Annotated in this window: 7 protein-coding genes and 4 pseudogenes; 6 read left to right on the top strand and 5 right to left on the bottom strand. The window is 72.9% G+C overall.

From position 1 onward, the window contains the following. From EBH09_RS35025 to EBH09_RS35035, 3 genes and pseudogenes are all read left to right on the top strand, one after another. Positions 1-170: pseudogene (locus tag EBH09_RS35025) on the top strand (phenylacetate-CoA oxygenase subunit PaaJ); the annotation flags it as partial. Beyond that, positions 170-1,294, top strand: a complete 1,125-nt coding sequence (gene paaE / locus EBH09_RS35030) for a 1,2-phenylacetyl-CoA epoxidase subunit PaaE (protein WP_121750805.1) — start codon at positions 170-172, stop codon at positions 1,292-1,294. The pseudogene EBH09_RS35025 and the gene paaE, both read left to right, overlap by 1 nt. Before the next feature lie 133 nt (positions 1,295-1,427). Continuing rightward, positions 1,428-2,888 (top strand): hypothetical protein, encoded by a 1,461-nt coding sequence (locus EBH09_RS35035; protein ID WP_121750806.1) that lies wholly within the window; start codon positions 1,428-1,430, stop codon positions 2,886-2,888. A 27-nt stretch (positions 2,889-2,915) separates the two neighbouring features. Here the strand turns inward: EBH09_RS35035 and EBH09_RS35040 are convergent, their stop codons facing one another. Continuing rightward, entirely contained in the window at positions 2,916-3,818 is a 903-nt protein-coding gene (locus tag EBH09_RS35040) for an aminoglycoside phosphotransferase family protein (RefSeq protein WP_121751168.1), read from the bottom strand. 76 nt (positions 3,819-3,894) lie between these two features. Continuing rightward, complete coding sequence (locus EBH09_RS35045) at positions 3,895-4,479, bottom strand: TerB family tellurite resistance protein (protein ID WP_121750807.1); 585 nt, start codon at positions 4,477-4,479, stop codon at positions 3,895-3,897. 198 nt (positions 4,480-4,677) lie between these two features. Here EBH09_RS35045 and EBH09_RS35050 point away from each other — a divergent pair, with 198 nt between their 5' ends. Both EBH09_RS35050 and EBH09_RS35055 read left to right on the top strand, forming a co-directional pair. Continuing rightward, positions 4,678-5,154 carry a GtrA family protein gene (locus EBH09_RS35050; RefSeq protein WP_238697532.1) on the top strand — a complete coding sequence of 159 codons (477 nt, stop codon included), beginning with the start codon at positions 4,678-4,680 and terminating at the stop codon, positions 5,152-5,154. Positions 5,155-5,438: 284 nt separating this feature from the next. After that, positions 5,439-5,846: a RidA family protein gene (locus tag EBH09_RS35055; protein ID WP_121750808.1), complete on the top strand. Its 408-nt coding sequence runs from the start codon at positions 5,439-5,441 to the stop codon at positions 5,844-5,846. Positions 5,847-6,010: 164 nt separating this feature from the next. On the opposite strand, the gene EBH09_RS35060 is transcribed toward EBH09_RS35055, so the two are convergent. Next, entirely contained in the window at positions 6,011-6,904 is an 894-nt protein-coding gene (locus EBH09_RS35060; protein ID WP_193776698.1) for a Gfo/Idh/MocA family oxidoreductase, read from the bottom strand. A 68-nt stretch (positions 6,905-6,972) separates the two neighbouring features. Then, positions 6,973-7,431: pseudogene (locus tag EBH09_RS35065) on the bottom strand (ROK family protein); the annotation flags it as partial. Between the two features lie 2 nt (positions 7,432-7,433). On the opposite strand from EBH09_RS35065, the pseudogene EBH09_RS35070 reads away from it, so the two are divergent. Continuing rightward, positions 7,434-8,560, top strand: a pseudogene (locus tag EBH09_RS35070) (aminotransferase); the annotation flags it as partial. A 47-nt stretch (positions 8,561-8,607) separates the two neighbouring features. Here EBH09_RS35070 and EBH09_RS39600 read toward each other — a convergent pair. Continuing rightward, positions 8,608-8,817, bottom strand: a pseudogene (locus EBH09_RS39600) (hypothetical protein); the annotation flags it as partial.

Raw genomic sequence — 8,817 nt, forward strand, 5'->3', positions numbered from 1 at the left:
CCCGCGGCCCGGTCCCCCTCGTCCTGTCGCCCACCCGGCCCGCGGTGCCCTGCCCCCGGTGCGGCTCGGCGGAGACCGAGGAGACCTCCCGCTTCGCCGCCACGTCCTGCAAGGCGCTGTGGCGCTGCCGGTCCTGCCGCGAGCCGTTCGAGTACGTCAAGGAGATCTGATGGCCCCGACCGCCCCCGCCTCGGCGACCGCGTCCGCCTCGGCACCGCCGGCGCGCGCCCGCCGCCGTCCCGCCTTCCACCGCCTGCGCGTCGCCGCCGTCCAGCGGCTGTGCGCGGACGCGGCGGCCGTGAGCTTCGAGATCCCGGACGAACTGGCCGAGGAGTTCGCCTTCTCGCCGGGACAGTCGCTCACCCTGCGGCGCGAGGTCGACGGCCGGGACGAGCGTCGCTCGTACTCGATCTGCGCACCGGCCGGTACGGTCCCGCGCATCGGTGTCCGGGTGGTGCCGGGCGGCCTGTTCTCGTCGTGGCTGGTGAGCGAGGTGCGTCCGGGCGACACCGTCGAGGTGATGGCCCCCACCGGCTTCTTCACGCCCGACCTGACCACGCCGGGCCACCATGTGCTGATCGCGGCCGGTTCGGGCATCACGCCCATGGTGTCCATCGCCGAGTCGGTGCTGGCCGCCGACGACCGCTCGACCGTCACCCTGTTCTACGGCAACCGCCGCACCGACACGGTGATGTTCGCCGACGAACTGGCCGACCTGAAGGACCTCCACCCGACCCGTTTCCACCTGGCCCACGTGCTCTCCCGCGAACCCCGCGAGGCCGAGGTGCTCTCCGGCCGCCTGGACGCGGAGCGGCTCTCGGCGCTGGTCGACTCCCTGGTGGACGTGGAGAGCGCGGACCACTGGTGGCTGTGCGGCCCGCAGGGCATGGTCGCCGACGCCCAGCAGGTCCTGACCGGCCTCGGCGTCCCGGCGGACCGCGTCCACCGGGAGCTGTTCCACGCCGACGACGAACCCGTGCGGGAGGTCCGTCATGAGGAGGCCGGCCCCGAGGGACCCGTCAGCGAGGTCACCATCACCCTGGACGGCCGCTCCACGACCTCCTCCCTCTCCCGCGAGCGGAGCATCCTCGACGGCGCCCAGCAGACCCGCCCCGACCTGCCCTTCGCCTGCAAGGGCGGCGTCTGCGGCACCTGCCGCGCCCTGGTCACGGACGGCAGCGCCGACATGCGCCGCAACTACGCGCTCGAAGCGGCCGAGGTCGACGCCGGCTACGTCCTGACCTGCCAGTCGTACCCGGTCTCGGAGACGCTGACCGTGGACTACGACAGCTGAGCCCGCGGCACTCTTCGGTGAACGGGCGAACACTATGAACGCAATGATCGAAGGGGTGGCTCCGGCCTCGGCGGGTTCCTAGCATCCCGGCTCGCAGCGCAACTTCGCGCCGAGCACTCACAGGAGCCGCTTCGTGACCACACCTGACACGTCCACCCGTGTCCCCTGGGCCTCCCACCGCCGACGCCGTCCGGCGGTGGTGGCCGCCGTCCTCGCCGCCGTCCTCCTCGGCACGCTCGGCAACGTACCGGCCGCTCACGCGCGGCCCGCCTCGCCCCAGCAGAACGCCTGCCCGGCCGGCCTGGCCGGCAAGGCGCGGTGCTACACCGGCCAGGACGCGAACGGCGCCCACTACACGATGGCCGTGCCGGCGGACTGGAACGGCTCCCTCGTCGTGCACGCCCACGGCGGCCCCGGTCTCGGCGACTCCTCCGACCCGTCCCGCAGCACCGAGGACCTGGAGCGCTGGGCGGTGATGGTCGACGAAGGGTACGCGTGGGCCGGCTCCGCCTACCGCCGCGGCGGCTACGGAGCCCGGATGGCGGCCGCCGACACGGAGAACGTCCGCCGCCTGTTCACCGAGCGGTTCGGCCGGCCGGAGCGGACCTACCTCCACGGACAGTCCTGGGGCGGCAACGTGGCCGCCAAGGTCGCGGAGACCTACGGCGGGCGGCCCGGGCCCTACGACGGAGTTCTGCTGACCAACGGTGTCCTCGGCGGCGGTTCGCGCGGCTACGACTACCGCGTGGACCTGCGGGCCGTCTACCAGTACTACTGCCACAACCACCCTCGCCCGACCGAGCCGCGGTACCCGCTGTGGCAGGGGCTGCGCCCGGACTCCACCATGACGACGGCCGGACTCCGCGCCCGTCTGCAGGAGTGCACCGGGTACGCCTCCGAACCCGAGGCCCGGACCGCGCTCCAGCAGCGCAACCTCGACGACATCCTCGCGGTCACCCGCATACCGGAGCGCACCCTGGAGTCGCATCTGAGATTCGCGACCTTCACGTTCCGGGACATCGTGACGAACCGGCTCGGCGGCCGGAACCCGTGGAGCAACCGCGGCGTGCGGTACACGGGTTCACACGACGACAAGGCACTCAACGCGGGCGTCGAGCGCTTCTCGGCCGACCCCACCGCACGCCGTGACCTCTCCTACGACAGCGACCTCACCGGCAGGGTGTCCCTCCCCGTCCTCACCCTGCACGCGATCGACGACCCGACGGCCTTCGTGGAGCACGAGGCGGCCTACCGCGCCACAGTCCGGGGCGCCGGCCGGGGCGGCAACCTCGTCCAGACGTTCACGAAGGAGGCCGAGCACAGTTCGCTGAGCGACTCCGAGTACGCCAACTCCGTCTCCGCGCTGGACACCTGGGTGCGCTCCGGCCGCAAGCCGACCCCGCGTTCGATCGCGGCCTCCTGCGGCGCCTTCGACGTGACGTACGACGACGGTTGCTTCTACGACCCCGGATACCGGCCCGCGCCGTACGCCTCGCGGGTGCGACCCAGGCCGGGCGGACTCGGCTGGCCCGCCATGACCGCCGCGCGGGAGCGGGCGTGGAGCCGGATCGACGGTGTGGGCATCGCTCCCTAGACCGCGGGAGTCGGGGAGGGCGACCGCTCAACCGTTCTCCGCCAGCACCGCCCGGATCACGTGGCGGGCGTTACCGGCCATCGCCGGGTTGGTCTCGCGGTAGTACGGCAGCGCGATCAGCGCCTGGGAGAGCGTCCGTCCGCGGCCGCGCCTCCATGCCGCGTCGTCCACGCCGAGCGCCTCGCGGAAGACCTCCCTCGCGTCGGCCGGCAGCAGATTCCAGGCCGGAAAGAGGTCGCAGGCCGGGTCGCCCGCTCCCATGCACCCGAAGTCGATCACCGAGGACAGCCTGCCGCCGTTCACCAGGAGGTTGCCCGGCATCAGATCGGCGTGCAGCCAGACCGGCGGTCCCTCCCAGGCCGGGGCCCGCAGCGCGTCCTCCCACACGGCGGCCAGGGCGTCGCAGTCGACCCCTTCCTCGGGGAGGCCCCGCAGTTCCTCGATCGCGGACCGGGTCGCCTCGTCGAGCGTGGCGAGCGGGCCGCCGCGATGGGCGCGCGGCGCGCCCGGCAGGGTGACGCTCCGCATCGCCGCCACGAACCCGGCCAGATCTGCGGCCAGCAGCGCGGGTTCGCTCAGCGCTCCGGCCTCGGGGATCTCCCCGGGCAGCCACCGGTACACCGACCACGGCCACGGATACCCCTCGGCGGGCCCGCCGCCCCCGAGCACCTCGGGGACGGCGGTGGGCAGCAGGGGCGACAGCCGGGGCAACCACTCCCGCTCCGCCAGCACGTCCCCGACCCCGCCCTCGATCAACGGCAGCCGTACGACCAGGTCGTCGCCGAGCCGGTACATCGCGTTGACCGTGCCACCGGACGGGAAGCGCTCGACAGGCAGTCCCGCCCACTGCGGGAACTGCCCGGCGACCAGGCGCCGTACGAGACGGTCGTCGAGGGGGTGAAGGCCCTGCTGCGTCTGACCTGAACTCATGCGGCCCATCCGATCCGCCGACGCCGACGGCCGTCAAACGCTTTCCCCATCGGTGAGGCCGACGGACCCGGCTCGGTCAGACGCCGAACTCCGAGGGCGGCACTCCGAGGGCGGTGCAGGCCTCGCGGATCGCATACTGCTCGGACTGCTCGAAGACCCCGTCGGCTCCGGCGATGACCATGCCGGTCTGGATGACCGCCCGGGCCTCCGCGGGCTTCTTGGCGGCCTTGGCGATCACCTGGAGGGCCTCGCTCTTGCCCAGCTCGAAGTTGGCGACGAGCTTGTCCACGTGCTGGTTGAAACGCTGACGGAGCTGGTCGGCCGGGAAGTTCTGCAGGACCTCGTTGGAGACGATCAGCTCCTCCACGCGCTGCCGCTCGGCCGGCTCCACCTGACCGTCGGCCGCGGCGACCAGCGCGCACATGGCCATGCTGGCGTCCCGGTAGGCGCCGCTCTTGAGCTCGGTCTTGACCGACGCGAGCTGGGTCTTGAACATCCCGATCAGCTGGGCCTTGGAGCCGCCGGAGGAGGAGCCGGGCCGGCCGGATCCCTGCTGCCCCTGATGTCCCTGCGGTCCCTGCCCGGGTCCGCCGGCTCCCCGAGTGCCCTGGGACTGCTGGAAGGTCTTGGCCTGGTCCTTGATCTTGTCCCACATCGCCACTCGTGCCACCTCGGCTTCTGTTGCTGCTGCGTGTCCGTCTTGGTCCTTGGCCGCGATTTCTCGCGGCTATCAGGATGAACGCACCCGTGGGCCGCTCGGTTCCCGAAAGGCAAAGGCCGGGCAAAGTGTCTCACGGTGGCGTAGTAGGCTGCGCGACCAGGAGTTGACGGTCGGTCGGCATGGGCGGGGGCGTGACGTGTGGCTCGGCTGAACGCGTCACCGGTCGCTCCCGAGCCTCGCGAGCCGCTCCGCACTCCCTCCACGCGGCGCACGGTGTGGTCGCGGGAGGTCGGCTGGTTCGTCGCTGTCGGCATCGTGTCGACCGTCGGGCAGGCTCTGTTGTACTGGGTGCTGCGCCTGTGGTGGCCACCGGCCGCCGCCAACCTGGTCTCCCTGCTGGTGCTGACCGTGCTGAACACCGAGGCGAACCGGCGGCTGACGTTCCGGCACACCGCGGCGGGGGCGGTCCGCGCCCATCTGGGAGCCGGTGGCCTCTTCGTGCTCGGCTACCTGGTCACGTCCGGTGCCGTGCTGTGGTTCGGGCACGCCGAGCCCGGCGCCTCGCCCGCCGCCGAGACCGGAGTCCTCGCCGCCACGTCCGTCGCCGTCACCGTCGTGCGCTTCGTGGTCCTGCGGCTGGCCGTCTTCCGCGGCTCCACTCGCCGACGACGCTGAACCGGGCGGCGCCCGTCAGGCCCCGAAGCTGCGACGGGGCGCCCCGATGTGACCCAGGTTCTGGTGGGCCCAGACGCACATGTGGGCGTCGTCTTCGGCAGCCCCCGCCCCGGCTCCGCGTCGTCGGGCGAGCCAGTGAACTGCTTGGTCACCATCAGGTTCCCCAGTCACTGAAAGGTGCGTTCTTCCATGTCAGCGGCCACTCTCCTACGGTTCCCGAGTAACCACAGGAAACCGACCGCAAGAGATCCAACGCAAGATCGAGTGGCAAGGAGAGAGAAGTCATGGCCATCACCCTGGTGAACCCCGGCGGACTGCCGGAGATCGACGTCTACCGGCAGGTGTCGATCGCGTCCGGATCGAAGCTGGTCTTCGTCGCCGGGCAGGTCGCGTGGGATGCCGACGGGACCACGGTCGGCGGTGGCGACCTCGCCGCGCAGGCCGAGCAGTGCTACCTCAACGTCGCCACCGCTCTGGCCGCGGCCGGTGCCTCCTTCGACGACGTGGCGAAACTGAACGTGCATGTCGTCGACTGGACCCCAGACAAGATGCCCCTGCTGCTGGAGGGCATCGCCCGGGCGACGGCCAAGCTGGGGGTCACCGCGGCACCGCCGGCCACGCTGCTGGGCGTCGCGGCGCTGGACGTGCCCGAGCACCTGATCGAGGTCGAGGCCACGGCGGTCGTCGACTGAACCCGACGGAGCTGCCTTGAGGCTCTGAGCCGCGGACACGCGATCGCCGGGCGCCACCGTCCGGCGATGCCCCAGGAGGAGGCGGAGCTCTCTCCGCCCGTACCGTTTCCAGTACGGGCGGCCTGACGGACACCCGCTGAACGCGGGGCCGTCGCGCCCGTCGGTCAGCCGTGTACCGCCCGGTCGAGGAGGCTCTGCAGGTACAGGCCGCGCCGTGCGTCGATCGGGGTCGGCGTGCCGCTGCGGACGGCCGTCGCGAAGTCGTGGTGCAGGACGGGCCAGCACTCCTCGTGGTCGATGTCGGCCGTGTCGTAGACCAGCGGATGCCCGGGGCCGAAGAGCTCGACGCGGGTGAGTGTGCGAGGGACGGCCACCGAGCCGGACAGGGAGGCCTGGCTGACGGCCCCGTTCTCGTGCTCGCAGGTCAGTTCGACCCAGCGGCGCGGGTCGCCGGTGACGCGGAGGCCGGTTATCGGGCCGATCGCGGCATCCAGCAGGTCGAGCAGGTGGGGGCCGAGGTCCAGCAGGGCGCCGTGTTCGAGGCGCCAGCCGGTGGCGAACTCGCCTTGCAGGAAGGCGCCGTGGAGGTAGCAGGAGCGGGCCCCGGCCACGTCGACGGCGCGCGCGGCGTCCAGGAAGGCCCGGGTGGCCGGGTGGTAGCGCTTGGTCAGCACCAGCTGGGAGACGACACCGGCATCCGCGACCGCGTCGGCCACGCGGCGGGCCGAGACCGGATCGGGCCCGAGCGGCTTCTCCAGCAGCAGGGCCTTGCCCCGCTTCGCCGCCAGTGGTGCCAGCTCGGCCTGGACGGCGGGCGGCACGGCGAAGGCCACGGCCTCGCAGTGGTCCAGCAACTCGTCGAAGTCCGCGGCGACATGGGCGGCGTAGGGCTCGGCGGTCTCGCGGGCGGCCTCCGTACGGCGGGCCCAGACCGCGGTCAGCCGCGTCTCGGGCCCGGCGGCCAGTATCCGGGCGTGCATGGTGCGGGCCCAGGGGCCGGCGCCCACGAGTCCGGCCTCGACGGGCCGGCCGGTCCAGGGGGCGGGGGCAGCGGTCACGGTGTTCCTGTCTTCCTGGTGCACTTCGGGGTCTCTCGGCGGGTGCGCGGGGAGGGCTGGCGGTGCGCTCAGGGCGCGAGGCGGTCGAGGCGGGCGTCGGCGCCGGCGGGGGAGTAGAGGTGCTCCACGACCATGGCGGCGGCCCCGACGAGTCCCGCGTGGTCGCCGAGCCGCGATGTGACGACCTGGAGGTTGGCCGTCGCGCGGGGCATCGCGCGCTGGTAGACCAACTCCCGCACCCCGGTGAGGAAGGGCACCCCCGACAGCTCACCCGCGATCATGAGCACCCCGGGATTGAGCAGCGTCACGACGGTGACCAGGACCTCGCCCACCCGCCGCCCGGCCTCCCGGGCCAGCCGTACCGCGTCCGGGTGGCCCTCGTTGAGCAGGCGCCGCACGTCCCGTCCGGATGCGGTGTCCAGGCCGAGGGCGGACAGCTCCTTGGCGATCGCGCGCCCACTGGCGACGGCCGCGAGGCAGCCGTGGGAGCCGCACATGCACAGCGCGTCGGACCGGTCGTGCAGGCGGCCCGGCCGCCGGTATCCCCTGGTTCCTCACCCTGTTCGGCCGCGACTCACTCCTGACGTCGTACTTCCTGCTGCCGTACCGGCCCGCGACGGCGGCCGCCGTCCTGAGCGCGCTCGCCGCCACCCAGGGGCAGCGCCACGACGTCTTCAGCGGCGAGCAGCCCGGACGCATCGTCCACGAGACCCGGCACGGCGAACTCGCCCACTTCCGGCAGGTTCCGTACGGCCGGTACTACGGTGCCGTGGACGCCACGCCGCTCTTCCTCGTCCTGCTCCACGCCCACCACGAGGCGACCGGCGACCGCTCCCTGGCCGTACGTCTGGAGCGGCACGCCCGGAAGGCGGTCGACTGGATGCTCACCGACGGCGGCCTGGAGAGGCACGGCTACCTCGTGTACACCCCGACCCGGGCGGGCTGGTCAACCAGAACTGGAAGGACTCCGCGGGCGCCATCTGCTTCCGCGACGGCACCCAGGCCCAGGGGTCCATCGCGGTGTCGGAAGCGCAGGGTTACGCCTATGACGCGCTCCTGCGCACGGCCGGGCTCGCCGAGGACATCTGGCGGGACGAGCCCTACGCGCGTCGGCTCCGCGAGACCGCCGCCCGGCTGCGGGACCGCTTCACCGCGGACTTCTGGATGCCGGAGGCGGACTTCCCGGCACTCGCCCTGGACGGCGCCGGCCGCCAGGCCGACACGCTGGCCTCGGACGCCGGGCACCTGTTGTGGTCGGGCATCCTCGATACGGAACGCTCCCGCCGGGTGGGACGGCGGCTGCTGGAGCCGGACTTCTTCTCCGGCTGGGCGATCCGGACCCTCGCCGCCGGCCAGCGGCCGTACCACCCGCTGTCGTACCACCGGGGCAGCGCCTGGCCGCACGACAACGCGGTCATCGCCCTGGGCCTGGCCCGTCAGGGGCTCACGGCCGAGGTGCGCACCGTCGCCGGGGGTCTCGTCGCGGCGGCGGCCCACCACGGCCACCGGCTGCCGGAGGTCCTCGTCGGCTACGACCGCCCGGCGACCGCCGGACCGGTCCCGTATCCCCACTCCTGCTCGCCCCAGGCCTGGGCGGCCGCCACCCCGCCGGCTCTGCGGACGGCACTGGAGCAGGCAGAGCGGGCACGGCGGTAACGGCCCGGCAGTGGGCGAGCCCCACGAGCGGTGACGTACTGACCGCCTTACTGCGGGGTCGTGCGGGCCCGGTCGTGCTCCGGCGTGCCGACGTGACGGCGGCAGCCGGTGTCGTGCTGTGCGCCCAGAGAGGTCCACCACCGCTCGCAGCAGTCGTCGCGGAAGGGGACGCGGGCGGCAGCGGGGCGGGTGCATCCCGGGCCGTGCACGGCCCCGTCGGAGTGCTGCCAGAACGCGCAGCAGGGCTTCAGTGTTGC

The sequence above is a fragment of the Streptomyces sp. E2N166 genome (assembly GCF_003671715.1).
In the GTDB taxonomy this organism is placed as follows: Bacteria; Actinomycetota; Actinomycetes; order Streptomycetales; family Streptomycetaceae; genus Streptomyces; species Streptomyces thinghirensis.

Excerpts from the sequence above, each read along its gene's own strand:
- paaE (WP_121750805.1), top strand. The coding sequence starts at position 170 with ATGGCCCCGACCGCCCCCGCCTCGGCGACCGCGTCCGCCTCGGCACCG.
- EBH09_RS35040 (WP_121751168.1), bottom strand. The coding sequence starts at position 3,818 with ATGAGTTCAGGTCAGACGCAGCAGGGCCTTCACCCCCTCGACGACCGT.
- EBH09_RS35055 (WP_121750808.1), top strand. The coding sequence starts at position 5,439 with ATGGCCATCACCCTGGTGAACCCCGGCGGACTGCCGGAGATCGACGTC.